The organism is Curtobacterium sp. HSID17257, from assembly GCF_003989515.1.
Taxonomy (GTDB): Bacteria; Actinomycetota; Actinomycetes; order Actinomycetales; family Microbacteriaceae; genus Curtobacterium.
In genome coordinates, this window is record NZ_RBLU01000009.1 from 38,724 (window position 1) to 64,888 (window position 26,165).

Sequence of the window (26,165 nt, forward strand, 5' to 3'; positions counted from 1 at the left end):
CTTACGCGGCCGACCGGAGCGCGAGCCGCGCCCAGTCGCCGTCGAGGGTGCGGAGTTGCGGTTCGGGCGCACCGCCGAAGGCGATGGACTGCAGGTAGTTCGCCACCGGGATCTCGGCGGGGATGAGCTGCGAGGCGCCCAGGTAGAACGCGGCGCGGTCGTACGAGTCCTGCATGCCGCTGAGCGCGGGGTTCGACACCGGCGGGGAGTCCTTGCGGACGCCGAAGCCGTTGTTGTCGGCGTTGTACTGGTCGCTGATCGCCGGGCTCATCAGGAAGGACAGGAACTCGCGGGCGGCCTCCTGCTTCCGGGACGCCTCCGGGATCCACAGCCCGAGGTCGACGTTGACGCGCACCTTGTTGTCGGCGGGGTCGTCGGTCGCGGGGAACGGGAACGTGCCGAGGTCCATGTCGGGGTTCGTCTTCGCGATCTCGCCGAGCGCCCACGGGCCCTGCAGGTACATCGCGGCCTTCCCCTGCGCGAACGCCAGGTTGCCGTCGCCGTAGCCCCGACTGGCCGCACCCTCCTGGTGCCACTGCAGCAGGTCCACCATGCGTCCGACCGGAGCGGCGAAGTCCTTCTCGAACGACACCTTCGACCCCCTGCCGACCGACGTGCCCTCGCTGTCGAGTGCCGCGAAGGTCGCCGGCACGTCGAGCATGCCGCCGACCGAGTAGTCGAACATGCCCTGGGCGATGGTCCAGTTGTCCTTGTAGGTGCCGTACATCGGGGTGATCCCGGCCGTGACGAGTCGCTTGCACACGTCGGTGAACGCGCTCCAGGTCGTCGGCACCTCGAGGCCCTGCTGGGCGAACAGCTGCTTGTCGTAGATGACGGACGCGGCGGTGACCGAGTACGGCAGGACGCTCGTCCGACCCGGGTAGTCCGCGGTCTGCTGCATCAGCGGCCACAGGTCGGGGTTGATCGTGTCCTTCTCGGGCAGGTCGGACAGGTCGGTCAGGGCCCCGTGCTCGACGAACGACACCATCGCGTAGTTGTAGTTCAGGCACCCGAGGTCCGGCGGCCGGTTCCGGACGAAGTTCGCGGACATGTTCGACGTCGAGTCGCGGACCACGCGGATCTTCGACTGGCTGTCGTGGAACTTCGCGATGACGTCGTCGAAGTACCCGATGACCTCGGGCTTCGACACGTAGAAGGTGATGGTCTCGGGTCGGCTGCTCGATCCTCCGAGCGGGGCGCACCCGGCGAGTGCCAGGCCCGCGCCGATACCGCCCGCACCGAGCAGGAACCCGCGGCGGGTGACCCCGGCCGCGCTCCTGGTGGTGGCGTGTGCTTGCACGTCGTCTCCGTCCGTCCGGACCCGGCGTCCCTGCCGTTCCGGCTCGCGTGCCGGCGTCGGTGTCGGCTCGCGAGAGTAAATCTACTCAGAAAATCTAATCGCGCAAGCAACTCTTCGGGCGGTAGGGTCGGCGCATGCCGCAACGCCGTGTGACCCCCCGCGCCACCAGCGCCGAGACGGTCCTGGCGTACGCCCTCGACCCGCTGTCCGGGGCCTTCACGGCGACCGAGGCGATCGAGGCGACGGGGCTGACCCGGTCGACCGTGCTCGCCGCGTGTGCGGAACTCGTCCGGCTCGGCTGGCTCCGCGACCTCGACGATGCCCGCGCGGCGGGGGAGTACCGGAAGGGCCGACCCGCGCGACGCTACGAGCTCGACACCGACGCCGGCGTCGTCGTCGGTGTCGACGCGGGACAGCACCGCGTCACGGCGCTCGTCGCGGACCTCCGCGGCACGGTGCTCGCCCGGACCGAGGGCGCGCTCGGGGAGTCGGGACTCGACGTGCCCGTCCGACTCCGGGTGACGACCGAGACGATCACGGCAGCGCTCGCCGTGGCCGACGTCGACCCGGCTCGCGTGCTCGTGACGGTCGTGGGCATCCCGGCCCCCGTGGACTCGCTCGGCGCGTCACCCCGCGACGGCGGGTTCTGGGACAGCATGAACCCGGGCTTCGCCGACGTGGTGTCCCACGGTGTCGTGGTCGTGGAGAACGACGCGAACGCAGCGGCGCTGGCCGAGCGACCCTCCTCCGGTGACGCGTCCTTCGCCGCGCTGCTCTCCGGGGAACGCTTCGGCGCCGGCCTGGTCGTCGACGGCGCACTGCTCCGCGGTGCCCGGGGCGGTGCGGGTGAGCTCCGGGTGCTCGACCTGGTCGAGGGGGTGTCCTCGTCGAACGGCATCGGTCGCACCGCCCGCGAGCTCGTCCGCGAGGCCCGCGCCGAGGGGCTCGTCGGGCCGGCGTCCCTGCTCGGCGGGGCCGAGGAGCCCGGGGCCGAGGCGGTGTTCGCCGCCGCAGCGCTGCTCGACCCGGTCGCGCTCGAGGTCGTCGACCGGCTCGGCGACCGGCTCGCCCGGGTGTGCGTCCTGCTCGCGAGCCTGCTCGACATCGACCGCGTGGTCGTCGCCGGGGCGATCGCCGATGCAGCAGCGCCGGTGATCGAGCGTGCACGCGAGCGCCTGGCGACCGGGGAGTACGACCCGACGCCCGAGGTCGTGGCCTCCCGCCTCGGCGGCGACGTCGTCGTGCTCGGAGCCGTCGCGCGTGCGCTCGACCTCGTGCACGCCGACCCACTGGCGTTCCCGCTGCCGGCGGAGACCTCCGCCCTCGCGACCTGACCGCTGACGCCGCGGCGTGTTCCGCGCCAGAATGGGCACGTGACGAACCGGGCCGTCCTCGTCCCCGTGGTCCTCGGCGTGCTCGCGGTGGTGCTCACCGGATGCGTCGCCGTCGGCCCGCAGGAGGGCGTCCTCACGCTGACGGGCAGCGACGCGGTCCCGCTCCCGGCGTGCGACCACGCAGCGCCCGTGCCGGTCGCCGCGCTCGCGTCCGACGACCTGCCGGCGTGCGAGCCCGTCGGTCAGGTGCTCGTCTTCCCCGACGGCGGTCAGCTGCAGTTGCCGGAGGAGTCGATCGGCGTCGGTTCGCAGGCGGGCTCGTCGGACGTCCGGTACTCGTACAGCGGTGTCGGGCGGTTCGGCGTCGTCGCAGCGCAGGCCGGTCCGGGTTGCGTCGACGTGCACGAGTGGGGCACTCCGGAGGCGCTGCGCCGGGTCCACGACGCGTTCGGCTCGCGCTGGATGTGCGACTGAGCGGCTCGAGGACGCGGCCCGTCCTCAGCGGGGGAGTGACGCCAGGACATCGGCGGCACGAGCGGCCTGCTCGCTGCTGACGTCGAGGTGCGTCACGAGCCGGACGCTCCTCGGGCCGAGCTGCATCACCCGGACGCCCTGGTCCGCGGCCGCGGCCACGAACGCCGCCGGGTCGGACACCTCGGCGAAGACGATGTTCGTGTCGACCGTCGTCGGGTCGACGTCGAGCGCCGCCGCGAGCACCCGCGCGTTCGCGTGGTCCTCCGCGAGCCGGTCGACGTGGTGCCGGAGCGCGTACCGACCGGCAGCGGCCAGGAACCCGGTCTGCCGCATGCCCCCGCCGTAGCGCTTCCGCCAGATCCGGGCCGCGTCGACGTGCTCCCGGGAGCCGACGAGCACCGAGCCGACCGGTGCTCCGAGGCCCTTCGACAGGCAGACCGACACGGTGTCGAAGCCGGCGGCGAGCTCGCGGAGCCGGACCCCGGACGCGACGTGCGCGTTCCACAGCCGGGCGCCGTCGAGGTGCACCGCGATGCCGTGCTCCCGCGCGAAGGCCTGCACGGCGCGGACCTCGTCGACGGGCTGCACGGTCCCGCCGCCGAAGTTGTGCGTGTTCTCGATCGCGATCGCCGTCGTCGACACGCTGTACGCGCCGGCGTTCGGCTCCGCCACCTCGGCGACCGCCGCCGCGACGAGTCGCCCGCGCTCCGAGGGCCACGTGCGCGTCGTGATGCCGGAGAACACGGCCGCGGCGCCGAGCTCGGCGCGGACGACGTGTGCCCGGACGTCCGCCAGGAGCTCCTCGCCCGGTGCGACGTGCAGCCGCAGGCCGAGCTGGTTCGCCATCGAGCCGGTCGGGGTGAACAGCCCGGCCTCGTGCCCGAGCAGGTCCGCGACCTCGCGCTCCAGGGCGTTCGTCTCCGGGTCCTCACCGAAGACGTCGTCACCGACCTCGGCCTCGGCCATCGCCCGGCGCATCGCGGGCGTGGGCCGGGTCACGGTGTCGGAGCGCAGGTCGATCGGAGCGTCGGTCACCAGGCAACGCTAACCCGCCGTCCAGACCCCGGACCACCACCGCGGCTACCGTGAGCCGCATGCAGCCGCCAGCAGCCGGGAGCCTCCGGATCCTCCACCTGTCCGACACCCACCTGACCGGCGACGGAGCCCTGCACCAGGGGTCGGTCGACACGACGGCGGCCCTGGACGCGGTGCTCGCCCACGTCGACGGCGTCCCCGGTGTCGGCCTGGTCGTGGTCTCGGGGGACGTCTCCGAGGACGGCAGCCCCGAGTCGTACCGCACCGCTCGCGAGCGCATCGGCGCGTGGGCCGAGCGTCACGGGGCAGCGCTCGTGCTGGTGCCCGGGAACCACGACCTCCGCGAGGGGTTCCGCCAGGTCCTCGCGAACGGCCACGTCCTGGGCGAGGCTGGCACCCCGCTCGCGCACACGATGGAGTACACGCCGCCGTCCGTGCCGGTCTCCGGTCAGTCCGTCGTCGCGGGCTTCCGCGTGGTGACGGTCGACACGAGCGTCCGCGGGGCGGGCTACGGCGCGCTCAGCGACACCGCGCTCGAGCGACTCCGGACGGCGCTGGCCGGCGAGCCCGTGCCGCACGGCACGGTCGTCGTGCTCCACCACCCGCCGGTCCCCTCGCCGACGCTCCTGCACGAGGCCCTCCGCCTGCAGGACCCCGAGGACCTCGCGGAGGTCCTCGACGGCTCGGACGTCCGGGTGGTCCTCGGCGGGCACCAGCACCACCACGCCGTCGGCTCGCTCGCCGGCGTCCCGGTGCTCGTCGCGCCCGGCGTCGCCAACGACACGGACGTCGTCGGCCCGTACGACGAGGAGTCCGCCCACGTCGCCCACGGCGCACTGATCGTCGACGTCGGTGCCGACGGCTCCGTCTGGTCGACGCCGGTGCGCGTCCCGGACCCGGACCGCGACGTGCTCGCCTTCGCGCTCGACGCCGAGACCGTCACGCGGATCGCGGAGCAGGCGGGACCCGCCGCGCGCTGACCGCCGGACGGGAGGCGCGCTGCCGGCCCGCCCCGCGCCTCCCGTCCGCAGGCCGGTACCCCTCGCTCACGGACACCGTCCCGTCGGCGCGAGTACACCGGAGCCATGACCACGGAAGGAGTCAGCCATGCGCATCGGTAGTGCCGTGCAGTACGACCGGTACGGCGGGTTCGACGTCGTCGACCTCGTCCCGCAGGAACGTCCCGAACCCGGACCCGGCGAGATCGTCGTCGAGGTCGTCGCCGCAGGTCTCAACCACGTCGAGCGGTTCCTCCGCGAGGGGAAGCTGCGCGACCACATCGACCTCGAGTTCCCGGCGCACCAGGGCGTCGACTTCGCGGGCATCGTCCGCGCTCGTGGCGCCGAGGTCCGCGACCTCAAGGTCGGCGACGAGGTCATGGGACACGCCCCCGAGGGCGGCGCCCACGCGACCTGGGTCCGCGTGGCCCGCGGAGCCGTCGTGAAGAAGCCCGAGCACGTCGGGTGGGAGGTCGCGGGTGGGCTGTACCTGGCCGGCGCGACCGCTGCGACGATCGTGCGGAACCTGCGCCTCGGCCCCGAGGACACCGTGGTGATCTCGGCCGCAGCGGGCGGGGTCGGACACATCCAGTGCCAGCTGGCGCACGACGCCGGCGCCACCGTGATCGCCCTCGGGAGTCCGCGGAACCACGACTACCTGCGGCAGATCGGCACCCTGCCCGTCGCCTACGGTGACGGCGAGGAGGACCGCATCCGCGAGATCGCGGGCGGTCGCCCGATCACGGCGTTCATCGACAACCACGGCGGTGGCGGTGCGGCGGACCTGGCCTCGCGACTCGGTGTGCCCGCCGAGCGGCTGGTGACCTCCGAGCACCGGCGCGACGTCGAGATCCGGTTCCTGCGGGCCCCGGCCGACGACGAGGAGGCCCGCGACCTGCTGACCCTGCTGGCGAAGGCGGTGCAAGACCGCCGCGTGCAGGTGCTCATCTCGGGCTTCTACCCGTTCGAGTACATCGTCGACGCGTACGAGGACCTGGCCGAGATGCGCTCCCGCGGCAAGGTCGTGATCGGCATGCAGACCGTCGAGACCGGCGCTCGGCTCGACTGGTACCGCTCCGAGAAGGCCCGCGACCTGCGTGACCGGTACGCCGACGAGCGCGGGGCGGACACGGAGACAATGGCCGGCGGATCGGCGAGCCCCACGGCGTGAGCCGACCCCGGCACGATCGGGCCCGGTCTCCTGCGGGAGGCCGGGCCCGATCCGTGTTCCGGGCCGTCGGGCGACCGACACGGGCCTCGCAGCCGTCGCGGCCGTCGGTCGGCCGTCGGTCAGCTCAGCACGTCCTTCGTCGCGAAGCGGCCGTACGCCAGCGCACCGAACACGGCGACGTAGCCGAGCTGCAGCAGCGCGTTCGACCCGAACGAGTCGAAGGAGATCGGGTCGCGGAGGAGGTCTCCGAACCCGAGCCAGAGGTGCGAGAACAGGAACGGGTGCAGCCAGTCGAGCTGCGGGAGCTGGTCGAGCACCTGCGAGACCCCGGCGAGCACGACCGTCGCGGCCATCGCCCCGACCGGCACCGTCGTCAGCGTCGAGGCGAACAGCCCGATCGCGGCCAGTCCGAGCATCGAGAGCGTGACGTACAGCGCCAGGAGCACGGCCCGGCCGGCGTAGGACCAGCCGCCGACCTGCGTCCCCGACAGCAGGGTGACCGGTCCGATCGGGAAGAGCAGCGCGCCGACCGCTGCTCCGACGAGCACCACGAGGAGCGTCGCCGCGAGACAGAACGCCACCGCGCCCGCGTACTTGACGAGGACGAACCGCAGCCGCCCGGTCGGCGCCACCAGCAGGTAGCGGATCGTGCCCTGGGACGCCTCGCCCGCGACGGTGTCGCCGGACACGACGCCGACGGTGAGCGGCAGGAACAGCGGGATCGAGACGGTGAGCGCGGTGAAGGCGACGAACAGGCCGTTGTTCGTGATGTCGCCGAGGAAGGCCGGGCCGCCCGAGCTGCGGTCGGTCGTCAGGCGGACGGCGATCGCGATGAGCACCGGCACCAGGGCGAGCGCACCGAGCATCGCCCAGGTCCGTCGACGGCGGAACACCAGCGCGAGTTCGGACCCGAGGAGGGCGAACGGCCGCGTCGGGCGGCGCACGGTGTCAGGCTGCGACATCGAAGCCCTCCCCGGTGAGTGCGACGAACAGGTCCTCGAGCGTGCCACCACCGACGGCGATGCCCCGCACGCGGACGTCGGCGCGGACGAGCGCCGCGGTGACGGTCTCGGGCTCGACGTCGGCGGGAAGGTCGGCGACCACGGCGTCCGGACCGGCGTCCCGGCGGGGGACGAGCCCGATCCGGACGAGGACCGCGGAGGCCTCCCCGACGTCCGGCGTCCGCACGGTGACGGTCCGTCCGCCGGTGGACCGGAGCTCGTCGAGGGACCCCTGCGCCACGAGCCGTCCGCTCCGCATCACCGCGGCGTGCGTGCAGACCTGCTCGATCTCCGCGAGCAGGTGGCTCGACACGAACACCGTCGTGCCGTCGTCGGCGAGGGAACGGATGAGGTTCCGGACCTCGCGCGTGCCCTGCGGGTCGAGGCCGTTCGTCGGCTCGTCGAGCACCAGCAGGTCGCGCGGTGCGAGCAGGGCGTTCGCCAGCCCCAGGCGCTGCTTCATGCCGAGCGAGTACGCGTGCGCCTTCTTGTCCGCGGCGTGGGTGAGCCCCACGCGCTCGAGGGCGGCGGCGACGCGGTCCCGACGGGTGCGCGGGTCCGAGCTGGGGTCGGCGGCGTCGAACCGCTGCAGGTTGGCCCGGCCGGACAGGTACGGGTACGCGGCCGGACCCTCGACGAGCGCCCCGACGCGGGGGAGGACCTCCTGCAGCGCACCGGGCACCGGTCGGCCGAGCACCTCGATCGTGCCGCTCGTGGCGGACGACAGTCCGAGCAGCATGCGGATGGTGGTGGTCTTGCCGGAGCCGTTCGGCCCGAGGAAACCGAAGACCGATCCGCGGGGCACGGCCAGGTCGATCCCGTCGACCGCGCGCTGCTTCCGGAACACCTTGACGAGCGCCTCGGTCCGGACCGCGTACTGCGGCGCCGCGTCGCCCGGCTGCCGCGCTGCGTCACCGGACGGCCGTGCTGCGCCGTCCGGCTGCGGTGCTGCCGTCACTTCGCGGCGGCGACCAGCGCGGACACCGGCACAGCACCGGCGAGCACCCGACCGTCGTCCGTCAGGTAGACCGACACGAGCGAGGTCTGCAGCGCCCGTCCGCCGTCGACCGGCTTCGTCAGCTGGTCGAGGAGCGCCGTGGCGTCCGTGTCCCGGGTCGTCCGAGCGGAGTCGCCGGCGGGCAGCTCGACCACGGTGTCCCAGCCGGATCCGGTCACGGTCGGCTCGACACCGCCCCGCTCGCCACCGTGTGCCCGACCGTCCTGCCCGGACTGCTGGGCGTCCGCGAGGTCTTTCGTCGTGACCTCGGCGCCGGCCGGCGGCGTGAAGTCGAACAGTCGTGCGTCGGGTGCGCCGTAGTCGAGGCTCGTGAACCCGACCTGGAACGCCGGGTCCTGCTGCCCGGCCGCCGTCACCGTGACCCGCAGCGGCAGGCCGGTCTGCTGGTCGACCGCGAGCCGCACGGTGCCGACCAGGGTGTCGTCGGACCTCGGCGTCAGGGTGACCTGCCACGCCTCGTGTCCGGCGACGCGGACCGTCGTCGGGGCGGACACCCGGGTGCTCGGAGTGATCGCCGCGACCGCGCGCTCGGCCGCCTGCGCCGGCGTGGTCGCGCCGGCCGTGGGGGCGTCGGAGCCGGCGGGGAGCGTCAGGTGCACGGCCTTCCGCGCCTTCGAGTCCCACGTCCACACGTCGGATCCGTGCCGCACGACGTCCTGTTCCGCCAGCTGCTGCGTGAGCTGGAAGCGCTGCTCGTCCTCGCCGCCGACGTACAGCCGCGCGGTGTGCGACGCGGTGAGCAATCCGAGGACGTCGGACGCGTCGTCCTCGAGCGAGGACCCGCCGCTGCCGGAGGGGAGCTCGGGCAACCCGAGGTCGCTCGTCTGCGAGAGCGTGCCGGAGTACTGCGCGGTGCGCGAGGCCGTGATGCTCGCGAGCACGTCCGCCGCGGTCGGGTCCGAGCCGGCGACCGGTTCGGCGGCGGCGTTCGCGATGACGGGCGCGGCGATCGCTCCGGCGACGACGACCGGCGCGATCGCGGCGGGCAGCCAGGCTGACTTCTTCATCGGGTCCCCTTCGGTGGAGCGGTGGGTGCACGAGCGGCGTCACCGTGGAGCGTCGGGTGCGCGAGCACCGTACGTCGCGCACCCGACAGCGCGCTGGGGATCGACGGTCAGCGGCCGGTCGCCCCCGCGGTGTCGGCCCCCACCGGCTCCGATCCGTCGTAGCCGCAGATCGCCGCGACCTTCTCCGCAGAGGCACTGGACGGGTCGAACGTGTACCCGAGCCACTCCGTCGCCAGACGACGTGCGAGCTCGAGTCCGATCACGCGCTGCCCCATGCAGAGCACCTGGGCGTCGTTCGACAGCACGGAGCGCTCGACACTGAACGAGTCGTGCGCGGTGACCGCCCGGATGCCCGGCACCTTGTTCGCGCTGATCGCGACGCCGAGTCCGGTCCCGCAGACCAGGATCGCCCGGTCCGCGTCGCCGTCGGCGACCATCCGCGCGGCGTCGACCGCGACGTGTGGGTACGCCGTGTGCCCGTCCGCGTCCACGCCCACGTCGACCACGCTCACCACGCGGTCGTCCGCCTCGAGGTCACGCTTGATGACCTCCTTGTAGTCGAAGCCCGCGTCGTCCGAGCCCACCACCAACCGGAACGTCATGCGTCCACTCCTTCGCGTCGTCGTGCACGGTCGGCGAGCACCTCGCCGATCCGCGTGAGGACCATCCCCATCGAGGTCGCGCCCGCGTCGGGCGTCCCCACGCTCTTCTCGGCCAGGGGCCGGGCTCGCCCGACCTTCGGTCGGAGGTCCGCGGTGGCCGCCGCCTGCTCGACCGCGACCCCGGCCGCCACCTGCCACGCCTCCGACAGGTCGGCGCCGTCGTCGATCCGGGACCGCAGCGCGTCGACGAACGGCAGCAGGGCGTCGAGCAGCGTCTTGTCGCCGCGGGACGCACCGCCCAGGTGCACGATCGAGTCCGCGAACGCCTGCGCCGCCGTGACGACCTCGGCCGCGCCGACCTCGTCGGCGTCGTCGCCGAGCGCGCGACCGAAGGCCTCGAGCGCCGCACCCCACAGCACACCGGACGTGCCACCGGCCGACGCGGCCCACGCCTCACCGGCACGGCCGAGGACGAAGGCGACCCCGGCCTCCCGGTCGGTCTGCTCGACTGCGCGACGGGCCGCACCGATCCCCTTCACCATGCCGCGACCGTGGTCGCCGTCACCGGCGACCGCGTCGATGCGGCCGAGCGTCTCCTCCTGCTCGCGGAGCAGGACGTCCATCGCCTCGACGGCGACGCGTGCGGTGTCGGCGGCCCGCCGGGAGGCACCGGTCGCCTCCGGTACGACCGTCGCCTCCGCCGCGGCCTCGGCGACCGCGGTGGCCGGCACGAGCGCGGCGACCGGCGCGGCGACCTTGCGGTACGCCGGCGTGTAGGCGTCGGCGCGCCAGTACCGTTCGAGCTCGTCGTCGAGGAACTGCAGCGTCAGCGAGCACCCGCCCATGTCGAGGCTGGTGACGAGCTCCCCGACCTCGGGCTCGACGACCTCGAGGCCCGCGTCCTGCAGGAGGGGCAGCACTCGGCCCCACAGCAGGAAGAGCTCCTCGTACTTGGTGTCGCCCAGGCCGTTGAGGATCGGTGCGACCCGCGGCCCGGCGCCCTCTGGGCGTTCGGCCAGCAGCCGGTCGACGAGCAGTGCGGCGAGCTCCCGGGCGGGCAGTACCGGGACGTCCCGGATGCCCGGTTCGCCGTGGATGCCGAGGCCGAGCCCGAGGTGGCGGTCCGGGACGGAGAAGAGCGGTTCGGTGGCACCGGGCATGGTGCAGCCGGAGAACGCGACGCCGATCGTGCGGGTGGCGGCGTTCGCGGCGGTGCCGACCCGCTCGACCTCGTCCAGGTCCGAACCGGCGGCGGCAGCGGCACCCATCGCCTTGAAGACCGAGAAGTCCCCGGCGATGCCCCGACGCGCGGCGACCTCGTCCGCGCTGGCCACGTCGTCGGTGACCACGACGATGCGGGTGTCGATGCCCTCGGCGCGGAGTCGTTCGGCGGCGAGCCCGAAGTTCATCGTGTCGCCCGCGTAGTTGCCGAAGGACAGCACGACGCCGCGGCCCTGGTCGGCGGCCTTGGCGACCGAGTACACCTGCGCCGCCGAGGGTGACGTGAACACGTTGCCGACGACGGCACCGGTGGCGAAGCCGGGGCCGACGACACCGCAGAACGCGGGGTAGTGACCGGACCCGCCGCCGACGACGACGGCGACCTGCGGATCGGCGCCCTCGCTCGGGAGGGCGACCACCCCGCCGTGTACACCGCGGACCCGGTCGGCGTACAGGGCCAGCCAGCCGGCGAGCTGGTCCTCGGCGAAGTCCTCGGGGTCGTCGTGGATCGTGGTCATGGGAGTGCGTTCCTGTCGTGCGGTGGACCGGGGTCCGGGGTGGGTTGAGGGAGAGGCGACGTGTCTCAGCGGGTGCCGCGGTGCGGGCGCCCCTGGGGCACGTCGAGGAAGTGGATCATCACGAACGCGCAGGCGTAGAGGCCGACGAAGGTCCACGTGACCGCCTGGCCGCCGCCGCCGAGCGCGAAGACCGCCGCGACGACACCGGTGCCGAGGAAGGCCGCGCCACCGGCGGCGGTCGTGTACATCGCCATCGCGGCGCCCTTGTGCTCCGGGGCGAGCGCCGGCATGATCGCGCCCATCGGGACGAAGCCCGCGAGCAGGCAGCCGAAGACGCAGCCGGCGACGACCGAGAGCACGTAGCCCCAGTCGGACCCGGCGGGCACGAGCTGCGGGACGTACCACCAGGCGACGAGCCCGGTCGCGGAGCCGACGATGCCGAACCACTTCACGGTGCGCTGCCAGCCGATGCGGTCGCCGACCCAGCCGAACAGGGCGTTGACCAGGATGTTCGTCGCGTACACGCAGACCGTCATGAGCAGCCACCGGCTCTGGCCCCAGCCGCGGTCGTTCGCGATGATCGCGGGAAGCACGACGAACATGCCGAACTCGGGTGCGGTGTTGATCAGGCGGACGAGGAAGCCCATCAGGACCTTCGGTCGGGTCGCCGTGAGCCGGATGCCGCTCGTCAGGACCCGCCAGGCGCTCTCGCCGGCCGGCGCGATCCGCGAGAACCCGTTGGGCAGGCGGACGCCGAACAGCATGATCAGGAACCCGGCGACCACCAGGCCGATCGACGCGGTCATCGCGCCCGTCTCACCCACCGTGCCGCCGCCGAACACCGGGATCGCCCCGATGGCGAAGAGCGACCCGAGGGTCGGGAGACCGCCCGTGAACGCGACGTAGAACCAGCCGACCGCCGCACCGTTGCGCTCGACCGGCGTGGTGATGTTCACCCACACCAGGAAGGCGAACGCGAAGAGCGGGTAGCCGAAGCCGCGCAGCGCGTAGGCGACGGCGGCGAAGGGAACGCTCTCGACGTTCAGCGCCAGCAGGAACAGCACCTCGAAGACCACCCAGACGGCGAACCCGAGGATCATCACCCGGCGCGGCCCGACCAGGTCGGAGAGGGCGCCGGAGACGTAGCTGCCGATGAGCGCGGCGAGGCTGTAGGACGTGACGATCGTGGCGACGGTGGCCTCGGGGCTGCCGAGGACTGCGACCATGTGCGGCGTGATGAAGTTCGACTCGACGCCGTTGCCGGTCATGAAGACCAGCACGGCGACGAAGCCGAGGGCGAGCGGACGGGGGATGCCCATCCGGTCGAGCCGACCTTCGGGGCGGGCGGCGGTGGTCGTGGGCGCAGTGGTGGTGCGCGCGGTCGTCGTCGACATCGCGGGACTCCTCGGCGCTCAGGCCCGCGCGGCGGACGTGGTCGGGACGGACGTGGTGGGCGCCGACAGCGACGGGACGATCGACACCTTGACGGACGCGCCCGCCGAGTCGCCGACCAGGTCGAGCGCCTGCTGGAAGTCCTCGAGCGGGAACTGGTGCGTGCAGATGTCGTCCATCGGCAGCGTGCCCGACTCGAGCAGCTTGATCGCGGCCGGCCAGGTGTGCGGCCCGAGGTGGGCACCGCGGACGTCGAGCTCCTTGTCGTCGGAGATGATCGACCAGTCGACCGAGACGGCGTCCTTGAACACCGAGTACTCGACGAAGGTGCCGAGCTTGCGGAGCAGGTTCAGCCCCTGCGGCACGGCGGAGGGGTGGCCGGTCGCCTCGATGTAGACGTCGGCGCCGTAGCCGTCGGTGAGCTCCTTCACCCGAGCGACGGCGTCCTCGTGCGCGATGTTGATCGTGAGGTCGGCACCGACCCTGCGGGCGAGCGCGAGCTTGTCGTCGACGACGTCGAGGGCGATGATCCGCAGCGGGTTCTTCTGGCGGGCACCGGCGATGGCGGACAGGCCGATCGGGCCGGCGCCGGCGATCACCACGGTGTCGCCGAACCGGATGTCGCCGCGCTCGACGGCGTGGAAGGCGCAGGACAGCGGCTCGGCGAACGCGGCGACCTGGCCGGGCAGCGAGCGGTCGACCGGGTGCGTCAGGGCCTTCGACGGCACGAGCACGTACTCGGCCATGGCGCCGTCGAAGCCCTTGAAGCCGAACATGTCGTGGACGTTGCACATCCAGTAGGCACCCTCGAGGCAGTACCGGCACTCCCAGCAGGGCACGATCTGCTCGCAGGCGATCCGGTCGCCGAGGGACACCCCGCGCTTCGCGAGCGCGACGTCGTCACCCGCGACGATCGTCCCGACGAACTCGTGACCGGGGATGCGGTCCCGCTCGGCCCACGCGGGGCGGTTCTCGTCGCCCCAGAACTTCGCGGCGCCGTGGTAGCACTTCAGGTCGCTCGCGCAGATGCCGACGGCGTCCGTGCGGAGCAGGAGCTCGCCCGGTCCGGGCTGGGGGACCGGGCGTTCCTCGAGTCGGTAGTCGCCCGGTCCGTGGACCACGACGGCGCGCATCGTGGTCGGGATCTCGCGGTGCGCGTCGCCCTGCGCCGGGGTCTCGGTCGTCGTCGTCGACATGTGCTGGTCCTCCGTTGGTCAGCCGGGCGGTGCGCCCGTTCCGATGGTTCGGCGACGACTGTACACGGTCGGGAACAGATGTCCAGAACACAATTTCTGGTACGGTTCCCTCTCGACCACCGCGCATCGCAAGGGAGCGACCATGACCACCGCCGACACCGACCGCACCGCCGACACCGCCGACACCGACCGCACCGACCGCACCGCCGACACCGACCTCGCCGCGGAAACCGACCTCGCCGCCGCGCTCCGACCGGGCCCCGGTGCCGTCGACCTGACCAACGACCTGACGGGCCGGACCGCCGTCGTCACGGGCGGCGCGTCCGGCATCGGCAACGCGATCGCGCACGCCTTCGCCGCGCGCGGTGCCCGGGTCGCCATCGTCGACGTCAGGGCCGACCCCTCCGCCGAGGCTGCCGCCGAGCTGCCCGCCGTCACCGCCGGCGCGCACCTCGGGCTCGCGTGCGACGTCACCGACGACGGCTCCGTCGCCGCTGCGGTCCAGCAGGTCGTCGAAGCCGCGGGCTCGATCGAGGTGCTCGTCAACTGCGCCGGCATCGTCGCGCTCGACGCCGCCGAGGACCTCGACGCCGGGGCCTGGGCGCGCACGCTCGACGTCAACCTGACCGGGACGTTCCGGCTGGCGCAGGCCGTCGGGCGGCACATGCTCGCCGCGGGCGGCGGCCGGATCGTGAACATCGCGTCGCAGGCCGCCCACGTCGGCCTCGACCGGCACGCTGCCTACTGCGCGTCGAAGGCCGGCGTCCTCGGGCTGACCCGGGTGCTCGCGCTCGAGTGGGGCGGACGCGGGGTCACGGTCAACACGGTCTCGCCGACCGTCGTGCTCACCGACCTCGGTCGGGCGGCCTGGGGGAACGAGGCTGGCCTCCGGCACCAGGACGAGATCCCGACCGGGCGGTTCGCGACCCCCGCCGAGATCGCCGCCGCGGTGCTGTTCCTTGCGAGCGACGGTGCCGCGATGGTGAACGGCGCGGACCTCCGCGTGGACGGCGGGTTCACGATCCGGTGACCCTCGGTCGGACTACGATCCGAGTGTCCGACCGATCCGAAGGGTCCCGCAGCATGTCCTCCGAGAGCACCACCGGCGCCGAGGGGTCGCGGGCCCGCTTCCCGCTCGACACCGTCTACCAGGCGGCGCGGATGTACTACCTCGAGGACGCCACCCAGGTCGAGATCGCCTCACGCCTCGGGGTCTCCCGCCCCACGGTGAGCCGCCTCGTCGCCGAGGCCCGTCGTGCCGGCCTCGTCCGCATCGACGTCGTGGACCCCTTCCAGGACGAGACCGTCGCGCTCGCCGAACGGCTGCAGGTCGTGCTCGGCCTCGGCGCCGTGCACCTCGCCGCCGTGACGCACCAGACGACGCTCGGCGCCGACCTCGCCGCCCCCATCGCGACCGCGGTCGAGGGGATGGGACTCACCCCTGGTGACGCGGTCCTGGTGTCCTCGGGGCGGACGGTCTACGACGTCGCGCAGACGGGGATGCCGCCGCTCGCGGGCGTGCAGCTCGTCCCCACCGTCGGTGGGCAGGCGGACCCGATGCCGTGGTTCCAGACGAACGAGATCACCCGCACCGCAGCGGAGCACTCCGGTGCGATCCCGGCGTTCCTGTTCGCGCAGGCCCTGCCGTCGGCCGCGATGCGGGCGTCGCTCGACGAGGACCCCGCCTTCCAGCACGTCGTCGGGCTCTGGGGGCGCGCGAAGGGGGCGATCCTCGGTGTCGGTGCGCCGACCGCGACGCGCGACGCACTCGCGCGGGGGATCCCGGTCGAGGACGCCGTCTTCGACCAGGCCGCCGGTGACGTCTGCCTGAACTTCTTCGCCGCCGACGGGTCGCCGATCGAGTTCCCCGGCAGCGAGCGCATGGTCCGGACCTCGCGTGCGGTCCTCGCGGGCGTCCCGCACGCGGTCGGCGTCGCCGTCGGGGCGGCGAAGGTACCGAGCATCATCGGCGCCGTCCGCGCGGGCATGATCAACGAGCTCGTGACGGACGCCGCGACCGCGCGCGCCCTGCTCGACGCGCTCGCCTGAGCCGCGACGCGACCACGGACGGACGGGAGGCGCGGTGCGGGCCGGCACCGCGCCTCCCGTCCGTCACTCCGTGCGGTCGGCGGTCCGGCGCACGTCCCACAGGTGGTGCACCGGGTCGTGCGCGGAGTAGGTCGCGAGGGTCGCGACCGTGAAGACGCTGCCGTCCGACCGGCGACCGGTCCGCCCGAGGGCGTCGTCGGGGACCGCTGCGAAGGCGGCCGCGGCGGCGCGCGCCGCGTCGGTGAGCTCCCGGGAGACGACCGCCGGGTCCTGCTCGTCGTAGCGGTCCTCGACGGCGGTGGCGTCCTGGTCCCAGTTCGGGAAGGCCGGGTCGTCCTCGGCGAGGACGAGCTGGAGGCGCTCCGTCATCTTCCGGTGGACGTCGCGGACGTGCGCGCCGTACTCGAGCGGCGACCACGTGTGGTCGTCGGGGCGCTGCCGCACGTCGTCGCGGGCGAGCTGCTCCGGCCAGGCGGCGGCGTTGTCGGTGAGCACCGCCGGGACGTCACGGAACGCCAGGGCCGCGCCGTCGAATCCGCAGTCGGGGCAGGCGCTGCCGATCACCCAGGTCCAGTCCTTCGTGTCCGCTTCGATCGCCACGGGGCCGACGTTACCGCCTCGTGACCTCGCGGCACATCGGCACCGGCGAGCGGAAGCGCGGTGACCCCCGTCCGGGTGACACGCCGGTACCTGTGAATCCCCGACCAGTGACATGTCGGTCGGTCGGTACCGTAGCTGGCTGTTCCGGGCCGGTACCGATCGGCCCGCCCCACCACGAGGAGATCGCGTATGGGTTCCGACCCCAGCAGTACCACCACCCGACCGCCCCGACGTCTGCGGGTCAGCGACGTCACGGTGGTCGACAAGAGCATGATGCGCCGGGCCGTCAGCGGCATGGTCGTCGGCAACACGATGGAGTGGTACGACGTCGGGGTCTACGGCTACCTGGCGGTGACGATGGGCAAGGTGTTCCTGCCCACGGCCGAGCCGTCGGTGCAGATCCTCTTCAGCCTCGGGGTGTTCGCGGCCACCTACGTCGCGCGGCCCCTCGGCGGGATCGTGTTCGGGCGGCTGGGGGACCGGCTGGGTCGGCAGAAGGTGCTCGCCACGACGCTGGTCCTGATGGCGTCGTCGACCTTCCTCATCGGGGTGCTGCCGGCGTGGTCGACCATCGGTGCGGTCGCTCCGGTCGTGCTCGTCGTGCTGAAGCTCGCACAGGGCTTCTCGACCGGTGGTGAGTACGCCGGCGCCACCACGTTCGTCACCGAGTACGCACCCGACCGCCGACGCGGCTTCTTCGCGAGCATCCTCGACTTCGGCAGCTACATGGGCTTCGCGCTCGGCGCCACCGTGGTGACCGTGCTGCAGGTGACGCTGGGCGACGAGAGGATGACCGCCTGGGGCTGGCGCCTGCCGTTCCTGCTCGCCGGTGTGATCGGCGTCGTCGCGATCTGGTTCCGCCTGCGCATCGAGGAGTCCCCGGTCTTCCAGGCGACCCAGGCCGCGCAGGAGGCCGCTGCGTCGGACCGCGAGGCAGCCGAGGGCGGTCGCCCCGCCAACGTGCTCGTCATGGTGCGGGACCACTGGCGCCCGATCGTCATCGCGATCATGCTCGTCGGCGCCTCGAACACGGTCGGCTACGCGCTGACCTCGTACATGCCGACGTACCTCACCGACTCGCTCGGCTACTCCGCGATCGACGGCACGCTCCTCACCATCCCCGTCCTCGTGCTCCTCGCCGTGATGCTGCCCGTCGCCGGACGGCTGTCGGACCGCATCGGGCGTCGCACCGTGATGTGGATCGGCGCCGGCACCACGGTCGTGCTCGCCGTCCCCGCGTTCCTGCTCATCGGTCACGGTGCGCAGTGGTCGACCCTCGCCGGTCTCGGGCTGCTGGCGCTGATGACCGCGCTGTGGGTGTCGAACCAGGCGGCGTCGCTGCCCGCGCTCTTCCCGACGTCGACCCGCTACGGCGGCATGGGTTTCGCGTACAACATCGCCATCGCGGTGTTCGGCGGGACGACGCCGCTGATCGTGCAGGCACTCCTGACCGCCACCGGGGACCAGCTCGCGCCCGCGTACTTCCTCGTGGCGATGAGCATCGTCGGGGCGATCGGCGTGTTCTGCATGCGGGAGTCGTCGCAGCGGCCGCTCCCGGGGTCGATGCCCGCGGTGGAGTCCGAGGACGAGGCGCGCGAGCTCGTGCTCACGCAGGACACGAACCCGAACCTCGACCTGGGGGACCTGCCGTTCGCGGCGCAGGACCGGGCGGACGCCGTCCGGCGCTGAGGGCGACCGGCTCGCTCGGGTGACCGGCACACGGACAGCGACGTCGCACGTGTCGATCGACGCGTGCGACGTCGCTGTCCGTCCGGGCACGCGCCCGGCGTCGGTCAGTCGTGTCGGTGCTCGTGCGAGGGGTCGAGCGCCGGCCACACCGGGAACGGGTCCGCCCACCGTCGCCAGACGTCCGGTCCGGCGAGCAGCTCGTCCGGCGTGAGCAGGGCGCCGTCGAGGGCCCGCTCGATCGCGTGCACGTCGAGGCGCTCGCCGACGAACCAGATCGCCTGACCGACGGGTGCGTCCTCGTCCCAGGACGGGTTCGCCGTGGGGTCGAGCGCGAGCATCGCCCCGAAGCTCGACCACGACCCGACGTGGTCCGGGCGGGATGCCAGGCGGAAGAAGCCCTTCGAGCGCAGCACACGGCCGTTCGCCCCCGCGGCGAGGTCGTGTGCGATGACGTCGGCGAGTCGGCCCGGGTGGAACGGCAGGGGTTCGCGGTACCGCATCGACACCAGGTCGTCCCGCGGACCGCGGCCGGTGTCGGCCCGGTCCGCGTCGGTCGAGAGCGCGCGCATCCATCCGGCGCCGGACACCAGCAGCCGCGCCGCGCCGCCGTTCGACGCCGGGAGGTCGAGCGGGCTGCGCAGGGTGGGCGCCGCGACGATCACCGCGTGCGGCGCCATGCGGTGGAGCAGTGCCACGAGCGCACGACGCCGTCGACCGGACAGCGGCTCGACGCGGTCGAGTGCGATCACCGTGGCGTACTCGACGACGGAGACCACCCGCTCGGCCGCCACGAAGGCGTCGTCCACGTCCGACCAGAGCAGGTGGGCGACATCGTCCGCACGGAGCACGGCGACGACGTGGCGCAGGACCCGGTCGTCCCCGGTCTCCGAGCGTGCGGCGTTCGCGAGCATCATGCCGACCGCGCGGACGTCGACCTCGGGCGCGAGCGTCACGACCAGGTCGTGGTCGGCGTCGGGCCCGCACACCCGGTCGAGCTGGTCGCGGCGCGCGGCGATGCCCCGGGCTGCGGCGAGGGCGTTGCCGGCGACGTGCATGCGGTGGCCGCTGCTGATCCGTGCGGCGGTGCGGACGGCGTCGGCATCGTGCAGGGCGGTGACGAGGGTGGTTGCTGCGGGGCGCATGTCGAGTACCCTACATGATAACCGTTCTCAACAAGGAGTCGGTGCAGGAAGGAGCCCCGTGAAGGTCCGCAACTCGCTCAAGGCGCTGAAGAAGATCCCCGGTTCGCAGATCGTGCGTCGCCGTGGACGCGTGTACGTCATCAACAAGCGTGACCCCCGCTGGAAGGCCCGCCAGGGGTAGGTCACCGGCCGTCCGTAGGGTGGGATCATGCGACTCCTGCTCATCCGGCACGGCCAGACCCCCGCGAACGTGGACGGCGTGCTCGACGCCGAGGTACCCGGCCCCGGGCTCACCGAGCTCGGGCAGCAGCAGGCGGACGCGCTGCCGACGGCCTTGGCCGACCGCGGCATCGAGCGGCTCTTCGTCTCGTCGATGGTCCGGACGCAGCTCACCGCGGCGCCGCTCGCCGCCGCACTCGGGATCGAACCCGTCGTGCTCCCCGGACTGCGCGAGATCGAGGCGGGGGACCTGCAGGGCAAGCGCGACCGGACCTCGGTGCAGCTGTACATCTCGACCGTGCACGGCTGGTCGGCGGGCGACCGCGCGAGCCGGATGCCCGGTGGCGAGAGCGGCGACGACTTCTTCGCGCGCTACGACGTCGCCGTGCGGGAGATCCTCGCGTCGGGGGTCGAGGTCGCTGCCGCGTTCAGCCACGGCGCGGCGATCCGGACGTGGGCCAGTGCGGTCGCGCAGAACACCCCCGACGAGTTCGGCACGAAGCGGCACCTCGAGAACACCGGCATCGTCGAGGTCGAGGGGTCATTCGACGACGGGTGGCGCCTGGTCGACTGGGAGGGCGAGCCCGTCGGGGGCGAGGACCTGATCGACCGGACGGCGCAGGACCCGACCGGCGACGCGTTCTGACCCGCCGACACGACGGACGGACGGGAGGCGCGGTGCCAGCTGGCACCGCGCCTCCCGTCCGTCCGTCCGTCGTCCGTCTCGACCCGCGGAACGCAACGAAGGCGGCTCCCCGCAGCGGTACATCACTGCGAGGAGCCGCCGACGTTGCGTCTTGCGGAACCCCTACGCGGGCTGCGCCGTCGTGTGCAGCGGCACGATCACGCCGTGCGACTCGCGCAGGACGTCGAGGGTGCGCTGGACCTCGTCCGCTCGCTCCTCGGTGCTCCAGCCCAGGGCGTCCGCGAGCACGTCGGCCAGCTCGTCGAGCAGGTCGATCGTGACACCGCCGACGAAGGCGAGGTTCGTGCGACGGAGTACCACGTCGACCAGGTGGACCGCCTGCTCGTGCTGCGCGAAGTACGCGACCTCGGCACGGGTGAGCGAGGGGTCGGACTCGAGCGGCTCGACCGGGCCGTCGGTGAGGACGTCCACGACCTCGGCGGCACGGGTGCCGTAGCGCTCGAGCAGCCCCTCGACGACGGACTCGTCGAGGCCGTCACGGTGGGACTTGATCCACAGGGCGCGCTGCGCGTCGGTCGTCGGGAAGTCCTTGCCGCCGCCGATCGCCATGCCGGTCGTGTCGACCTTCCGGGCGATGCCGAGCTTCGTGGTGACGTCGCTCGACAGGTGCGCGGCCAGGGCGCGGAACGTCGTCCACTTGCCGCCGACCAGGCTCAGCACCGTGGTGCCGGGCAGCCCGGCGATCGGGGTGTCGACGATCCGGTAGTCGCGGGAGACGAAGCCGGGAGCGGTGTCCTCGTGGCGGGGGAGCGGGCGGATGCCCGAGTAGCTGTAGACGATGTGGTCGCGGGTGACCTCGATCTGCGGGAAGACGTGCTTCACCAGCCCGAAGAAGTAGTCGATCTCCTCCTCGGTCGTGGTCACCGGCTTCGACGGGTCCGCGTCGATGTCCGTCGTCCCGATGAGCACCCGGCCCTTGAGCGGGTAGATGAGGACGATGCGGCCGTCGTTGTTCTCGAAGAACAGCTCGCGGCCCTTGGTCGCCTCGAGCAGCTCGTCGTTCTTGACGACGATGTGCGAGCCCTTCGTGCCGCCCATGAACTTCGTCTCGCCGCCGAACGCCTGGTTCGTCAGGTCGGTCCAGGGGCCGGAGGCGTTCACGACGACGTCAGCGGTGAACACGAAGTCCTCGCCGGTCTCGCGGTCGCGGAGCACGACGCCGCCGTCGCGGGTGCCGGCTGCCTCGACGTAGTTGACGGCACGGGCGGTCGCGGCGCTGCCGGTGCCCTGCGCCGCGGCGAGGCCGTCCTTCAGCACGTCGAGCGCGAGGCGCTCCGGCTCGTGCACGGAGGCGTCGTAGTAGGTGCCCGTGTACTTCAGGTCCTTGTTGAGCGCCGGCATGTCGGCGAGCGCCGCCTTCTTCGTCAGGAAGCGGTGCTTCGGCACCGATCCGCCGTCACGCGAGAAGGAGTCGTAGATCGTCATGCCGATCTTGATGAGCGCGGCGCCGCGCTCCTTGGTCGAACGCTGCTTGTGGGTGAGCATGCGCAGCGGGGCGTTCATGATGCCGGAGAAGGTCGAGAAGATCGGCATCGTCGTCTGCAGCGGCTTGACGTAGTGCGGGGCGATGCGGATCAGGCCGTTGCGCTCCTGCACACTCTCGCGCACCAGGCGGAACTCGCCGTTCTCCAGGTAGCGGATGCCGCCGTGGATCATGTGGCTCGACGCGGCCGAGGCGCCGCCGGCGTAGTCGCCGCGCTCGACGAGCACGACGTCGACGCCCTGCAGGGCGAGGTCGCGGAAGGTGGCGATGCCGTTGATGCCGCCACCGACGATGAGGACCTGTGCGTTCGGGCGCTCGGTGAGCGCGCTGACCGTCTTCCGGGGCTGCGTCTTCTTCGACATGGTGCGTCGCTTCCTTGGTCGGTTCCGTGGGGACGCCTTCGATGGTGCTCCTGGGTGAGAGGGCGGGCAACTTGCGTGCACGAACGTGCAGCACACGTGTCGGTCGCGTCGTCGGGGCGGCTCCCGACGCCGCTGCGGGGGCGGGGGCGACGGCCGGGAGGCGCGACAGGGGTTGCAGAGGCCGTGCACGTCCGTGCATGCTCGGTTCCGTGACTGACGCAGCGCAGCCGATGCGAACGCAGCAGGCGCTGCGCGCCGCGCACCTGTACTACCTGCAGGACCTGACGATGGACGCCATCGCGGACGAGCTCGGGACCTCGCGGTCCTCGGTGTCGCGGTTGCTGAAGTACGCCAGGGACACCGGGCTGGTGGACATCCAGATCCGTTCGCCGCTCGACCAGGCGGCCGCGCTCAGCCGGAACATCCGCGCACGGTTCGGGGTGCACGCGCACGTCGTCCCGGTACCGGACCACACGAGCGACGTCGACCGGCTCGAGCGCGTCGCCCTGTCCGCCGCGCGCATCCTGACGCAGTACGTCGAGTCGAACATGGTGATCGGCATCTCGTGGGGATCGACCGTCAGCGCCGTGAGCCGCTACCTCGTGCCCAAGACGACGCACGGGTCCACGGTCGTGCAGATCAACGGCGCCGCGAACACCCGGACCACCGGCATCGTCTACGCGTCGGAGATCCTCCGTCGCTTCGGTGAGGCGTACGGCGCGTTCGTGCAGCAGTTCCCCGTCCCGGCGTTCTTCGACGACCCGGCGACGAAGGAGGCCCTGTTCCGCGAGCGGTCGATCCGTCGCGTGCTCGACCTGCACGAACGCATGGACCTCGTCGTGTTCGGCGTCGGAGCGCCGCAGGCGCCGGTGCCCTCGCACGTCTACTCGGGCGGGTACCTCGACCCCTCGGACCGTGACGAGCTGTCCGAGGCCGGCGTCGTCGGGGACGTCTCGACCGTGTTCTACCGCGCGGACGGGTCCTGGAAGGACATCGGGGTGAACGCCCGGGCCGGGGCGCCGGACCTCGACACGATCAAGCGGGCGCCGCGGCGGGTGTGCGTGGTGGCCGGGCGGTCGAAGGCCGCGTCACTGAAGGGCGCGCTCGCGGCCGGCCTGGTCACCGACCTCATCCTGGACGAGAGCGTCGGACAGGCGATCCTGCAGCCCTGACCGCAGTGCATGCGTGCGGAGCCCGTGCGGTGCCTGCGCGGTGCCTGGGTCAGGTGCCGACCTTCTTTGTCGGTGGTCCCCAGTACGTTCTCGTGCATGGTGCCTTCCCACGAGAACCCCGGCCAGGTGGAGTCCGACGGCGCCGTCCTGGCGGCACCTGCGACCGCGACGGACGGCCGTTCCTTCCGACGCATCGCCGGTACCGACGTCGACGAAGCGCTGTCGTTCTTCACGGGCGACTACGACTTCCGCGCCCCTCGGGTCCGGCGGACCCGGCAGCGCCCGCAGTGGGACTTCGCGGGGGTGAGCGACGACCTGATGTCGCTGCGGACGTCACGGTTCATGGTCGACCTGCGCACCGAGAGCGTCGTCGACGACCAGGTCATCGTCGCGTGGCTGCGATCCGGCTCCAGCACCCTCACCTTCGGCGGTCGGAGCGTCGACTTCGAGGCCGGCGTGCCGGTGGTGCTGCCCGACGCCTACGAACTGCACCACCGCGACATCGGGTTGAACCTCGTGCAGCTCGACCGTGCCCACGTCCGAGCACTCGTGGGCGATGACGACCTCACGTTCGACGCGATGCACCGGCCGACCGCCGAGGGCATCAACGCGTGGCAGTCGGTCGTCCGTGCGCACTCGTCCACCTGGTTGCGCAGCGACCACGACCTCACTCCGGCGGCACGGCGCAGCATCGTCGACGCCTTCGCGACGGCGGCGGTCGAGGCCTTCCCGCACCGCGAGCGGTGGCAGTCGACGGTGACCGGCAACGGTCCGGAGCACGCCCGACTGCGGCTGGCGCTCGAGTACGTGCACGCCCACGCGCGGGACGCCATCGGGACCGCCGAGATCGCCGCGGCCGCGGGGCTCAGCCCGCGTGGACTCCAGCAGTCGCTCCGGCGACACCTCGACCAGACGCCGGGAGACCTGCTGCGCAGCGTGCGCCTCGACGGCGCACGGGGGGACCTGCTCCACGGTGACCGCGACGACACCAGCGTGGCGGACATCGCCCGGGCCTGGGGCTTCGGACACCTCGGACGGTTCTCGGCGACCTACCGCGCACGCTTCGGCGAACTGCCGAGCGAATCGCTCCGGACGCGCTGACCGAGCGGTCGCGGGAGCGGCGTGAGCCGAATCTCGCGCAATCGAACGGGCGTTCGTCGCGCAGATGTTCGGTCGGAACGTACGCGGAACGAACTCCGGCGCATCGTGGAGGTGTCCTGCACCACCCACGAAGGAGTCCGTGATGCTGATCGGCGTCCCCACCGAAGTCAAGAACAACGAGTACCGCGTCGCGGCCACACCGGCGGGTGTGGGTGAACTCGCCCTGCACGGACACCGCGTGCTCGTGCAGGCCGGCGCCGGAGCAGGATCGTCCTTCTCGGACGACGAGTACCGGGCTGCGGGGGCCACCGTCGTCGACACCGCCGCCGAGGTCTGGGAGCAGGCGGAGCTCGTCCTCAAGGTGAAGGAGCCGGTCGCTTCCGAGTACGGCTCGATCCGTCCGGGACAGGTGCTCTTCACCTACCTGCACCTGGCGGCCGACCGCCCGCTCACCGACGCGCTCGTCGCCTCCGGAGCGACCGCGATCGCCTACGAGACGGTGCAGCTGCCCGACCGGTCGCTGCCGCTGCTCTCCCCGATGTCGGAGATCGCCGGGCGGCTCTCCGTGCAGGTCGGTGCCGACCAGCTCATGCGCACGAAGGGCGGCCGCGGGCTGCTGCTCGGGGGCGTGCCGGGGACGCCGCGCGGTCGCGTCGTCGTCATCGGCGGCGGTGTGGCGGGGGAGCACGCCGCCACGATGGCGCTCGGGCTCGGCGCCGAGGTCACCGTGTTCGACATCAGCCTGCCGCGGCTGCGTGCGCTCGACGCCCGCTTCGACGGGCGGATCACGACGCTGCGGTCGTCCTCGCACGCGATCGCCGACACGCTGCGTGACGCGGACCTCGTCATCGGCTCGGTGCTCATCCCGGGTGCCTCGGCGCCGAAGCTCGTGACCGACGCCATGGTCGCGGACATGCGGCAGGGGTCGGTGCTCGTCGACATCGCGATCGACCAGGGCGGCTGCTTCGAGGGCTCGCGGCCGACGACCCACGACGACCCGACGTTCGCCGTGCACGACGCCGTCTACTACTGCGTCGCGAACATGCCCGGAGCGGTCCCGCGTACCAGCACGATCTCGCTGACGAACGCGACGCTGCCGTACGCCCTCGCGATCGCCGACCAGGGGTGGGAGCAGGCGACCTCGGCGGACCCGGCGCTCGCGAAGGGCGTGAACGTGCACGCCGGCCGAGTCGTGAACGAGGCCGTCGCCGCCGCGCACGGCCTGGCGGCCGCCGCACGCTGACGTGCGCTGACGCGCGCGCTAGACCGAGACTCGGCGTGGGCGACAGTTCTCGCGCCGGAGGGCGCGAGAACTGTCGGTGGAGCCGAGTCTCGCCGCGCGGCGAGACTCGGCTCCACCGACAGGTCTAGATCC

General features: G+C 72.6%; 24 protein-coding genes. 12 read left to right on the forward strand and 12 right to left on the reverse strand.

Annotated features, from left to right (window positions below; translation table 11 throughout):
* Position 1: 1 nt before the first annotated feature.
* Complete coding sequence (locus tag D8M35_RS03270; RefSeq protein WP_126890544.1) at positions 2-1,300, reverse strand: ABC transporter substrate-binding protein; 1,299 nt, start codon at positions 1,298-1,300, stop codon at positions 2-4.
* Positions 1,301-1,434: 134 nt separating this feature from the next.
* Here D8M35_RS03270 and D8M35_RS03275 point away from each other — a divergent pair, with 134 nt between their 5' ends.
* Both D8M35_RS03275 and D8M35_RS03280 read left to right on the forward strand, forming a co-directional pair.
* On the forward strand, positions 1,435-2,634 hold the full coding sequence (locus D8M35_RS03275; RefSeq protein ID WP_126890545.1) for an ROK family protein: 1,200 nt from the start codon (positions 1,435-1,437) through the stop codon (positions 2,632-2,634).
* A 39-nt stretch (positions 2,635-2,673) separates the two neighbouring features.
* Positions 2,674-3,108, forward strand: coding sequence for a hypothetical protein (locus D8M35_RS03280; RefSeq protein WP_126890546.1), 435 nt, complete (start codon positions 2,674-2,676; stop codon positions 3,106-3,108).
* Between the two features lie 24 nt (positions 3,109-3,132).
* On the opposite strand, the gene D8M35_RS03285 is transcribed toward D8M35_RS03280, so the two are convergent.
* Positions 3,133-4,143 carry a low specificity L-threonine aldolase gene (locus tag D8M35_RS03285; RefSeq protein ID WP_238638071.1) on the reverse strand — a complete coding sequence of 337 codons (1,011 nt, stop codon included), beginning with the start codon at positions 4,141-4,143 and terminating at the stop codon, positions 3,133-3,135.
* Positions 4,144-4,202: 59 nt separating this feature from the next.
* Between D8M35_RS03285 and D8M35_RS03290 the strand changes: the two genes are divergently transcribed.
* Both D8M35_RS03290 and D8M35_RS03295 read left to right on the forward strand, forming a co-directional pair.
* A complete protein-coding gene (locus D8M35_RS03290) occupies positions 4,203-5,123 on the forward strand; it encodes a metallophosphoesterase (protein WP_126890547.1) in 921 nt (306 codons plus the stop codon).
* A gap of 127 nt (positions 5,124-5,250) precedes the next feature.
* Entirely contained in the window at positions 5,251-6,312 is a 1,062-nt protein-coding gene (locus tag D8M35_RS03295; protein WP_126890548.1) for an NADP-dependent oxidoreductase, read from the forward strand.
* 119 nt (positions 6,313-6,431) lie between these two features.
* On the opposite strand, the gene D8M35_RS03300 is transcribed toward D8M35_RS03295, so the two are convergent.
* The 7 genes from D8M35_RS03300 to D8M35_RS03330 form a co-directional block, all read right to left on the reverse strand.
* The gene (locus D8M35_RS03300) at positions 6,432-7,274 is read right to left on the reverse strand and encodes an ABC transporter permease (protein ID WP_126890549.1); all 843 of its coding nucleotides are present in this window, start codon (positions 7,272-7,274) and stop codon (positions 6,432-6,434) included.
* Entirely contained in the window at positions 7,261-8,160 is a 900-nt protein-coding gene (locus D8M35_RS03305; RefSeq protein ID WP_238638073.1) for an ABC transporter ATP-binding protein, read from the reverse strand. Before D8M35_RS03305 ends, D8M35_RS03300 begins: the two co-directional genes overlap by 14 nt.
* Before the next feature lie 107 nt (positions 8,161-8,267).
* Positions 8,268-9,338, reverse strand: a complete 1,071-nt coding sequence (locus tag D8M35_RS03310; RefSeq protein WP_126890551.1) for a sigma-E factor regulatory protein RseB domain-containing protein — start codon at positions 9,336-9,338, stop codon at positions 8,268-8,270.
* Positions 9,339-9,445: 107 nt separating this feature from the next.
* Entirely contained in the window at positions 9,446-9,940 is a 495-nt protein-coding gene (locus D8M35_RS03315; RefSeq protein WP_126890552.1) for a ribose-5-phosphate isomerase, read from the reverse strand.
* On the reverse strand, positions 9,937-11,679 hold the full coding sequence (locus D8M35_RS03320) for a dihydroxyacetone kinase family protein (RefSeq protein WP_126890553.1): 1,743 nt from the start codon (positions 11,677-11,679) through the stop codon (positions 9,937-9,939). Before D8M35_RS03320 ends, D8M35_RS03315 begins: the two co-directional genes overlap by 4 nt.
* 65 nt (positions 11,680-11,744) lie before the next feature.
* Complete coding sequence (locus D8M35_RS03325; protein ID WP_238638072.1) at positions 11,745-13,073, reverse strand: MFS transporter; 1,329 nt, start codon at positions 13,071-13,073, stop codon at positions 11,745-11,747.
* Between the two features lie 18 nt (positions 13,074-13,091).
* Positions 13,092-14,267, reverse strand: a complete 1,176-nt coding sequence (locus D8M35_RS03330; RefSeq protein ID WP_126890554.1) for a zinc-binding dehydrogenase — start codon at positions 14,265-14,267, stop codon at positions 13,092-13,094.
* A 142-nt stretch (positions 14,268-14,409) separates the two neighbouring features.
* Between D8M35_RS03330 and D8M35_RS03335 the strand changes: the two genes are divergently transcribed.
* Positions 14,410-15,297, forward strand: coding sequence for a GolD/DthD family dehydrogenase (locus D8M35_RS03335; RefSeq protein ID WP_126890555.1), 888 nt, complete (start codon positions 14,410-14,412; stop codon positions 15,295-15,297).
* A gap of 53 nt (positions 15,298-15,350) precedes the next feature.
* A complete protein-coding gene (locus tag D8M35_RS03340) occupies positions 15,351-16,316 on the forward strand; it encodes a sugar-binding transcriptional regulator (RefSeq protein WP_126890556.1) in 966 nt (321 codons plus the stop codon).
* Positions 16,317-16,379: 63 nt separating this feature from the next.
* Here D8M35_RS03340 and D8M35_RS03345 read toward each other — a convergent pair whose 3' ends face one another.
* Positions 16,380-16,916, reverse strand: a complete 537-nt coding sequence (locus D8M35_RS03345) for a DinB family protein (protein WP_126890557.1) — start codon at positions 16,914-16,916, stop codon at positions 16,380-16,382.
* 189 nt (positions 16,917-17,105) lie between these two features.
* Between D8M35_RS03345 and D8M35_RS03350 the strand changes: the two genes are divergently transcribed.
* The gene (locus tag D8M35_RS03350; RefSeq protein WP_126890558.1) at positions 17,106-18,605 is read left to right on the forward strand and encodes an MFS transporter; all 1,500 of its coding nucleotides are present in this window, start codon (positions 17,106-17,108) and stop codon (positions 18,603-18,605) included.
* A 104-nt stretch (positions 18,606-18,709) separates the two neighbouring features.
* Here the strand turns inward: D8M35_RS03350 and D8M35_RS03355 are convergent, their stop codons facing one another.
* Positions 18,710-19,747 carry a GTP-binding protein gene (locus tag D8M35_RS03355; RefSeq protein WP_126890559.1) on the reverse strand — a complete coding sequence of 346 codons (1,038 nt, stop codon included), beginning with the start codon at positions 19,745-19,747 and terminating at the stop codon, positions 18,710-18,712.
* A 58-nt stretch (positions 19,748-19,805) separates the two neighbouring features.
* Here D8M35_RS03355 and ykgO point away from each other — a divergent pair, with 58 nt between their 5' ends.
* Together ykgO and D8M35_RS03365 are read left to right on the forward strand one after the other, a co-directional pair.
* The gene (gene ykgO / locus D8M35_RS03360; protein ID WP_058743312.1) at positions 19,806-19,928 is read left to right on the forward strand and encodes a type B 50S ribosomal protein L36; all 123 of its coding nucleotides are present in this window, start codon (positions 19,806-19,808) and stop codon (positions 19,926-19,928) included.
* A 27-nt stretch (positions 19,929-19,955) separates the two neighbouring features.
* On the forward strand, positions 19,956-20,612 hold the full coding sequence (locus D8M35_RS03365; protein ID WP_126890560.1) for a histidine phosphatase family protein: 657 nt from the start codon (positions 19,956-19,958) through the stop codon (positions 20,610-20,612).
* A 162-nt stretch (positions 20,613-20,774) separates the two neighbouring features.
* On the opposite strand, the gene D8M35_RS03370 is transcribed toward D8M35_RS03365, so the two are convergent.
* Entirely contained in the window at positions 20,775-22,517 is a 1,743-nt protein-coding gene (locus D8M35_RS03370; RefSeq protein ID WP_126890561.1) for a glycerol-3-phosphate dehydrogenase/oxidase, read from the reverse strand.
* 230 nt (positions 22,518-22,747) lie between these two features.
* Here D8M35_RS03370 and D8M35_RS03375 point away from each other — a divergent pair, with 230 nt between their 5' ends.
* The 3 genes from D8M35_RS03375 to ald all read left to right on the forward strand — a co-directional run bounded on the left by D8M35_RS03375 (position 22,748) and on the right by ald (position 26,033).
* Entirely contained in the window at positions 22,748-23,689 is a 942-nt protein-coding gene (locus D8M35_RS03375) for a sugar-binding transcriptional regulator (protein WP_126890567.1), read from the forward strand.
* A gap of 96 nt (positions 23,690-23,785) precedes the next feature.
* Positions 23,786-24,790 carry an AraC family transcriptional regulator gene (locus D8M35_RS03380; RefSeq protein WP_126890562.1) on the forward strand — a complete coding sequence of 335 codons (1,005 nt, stop codon included), beginning with the start codon at positions 23,786-23,788 and terminating at the stop codon, positions 24,788-24,790.
* Positions 24,791-24,932: 142 nt separating this feature from the next.
* Entirely contained in the window at positions 24,933-26,033 is a 1,101-nt protein-coding gene (gene ald, locus D8M35_RS03385) for an alanine dehydrogenase (RefSeq protein WP_126890563.1), read from the forward strand.
* The last annotated feature ends 132 nt before the right edge of the window (positions 26,034-26,165 follow it).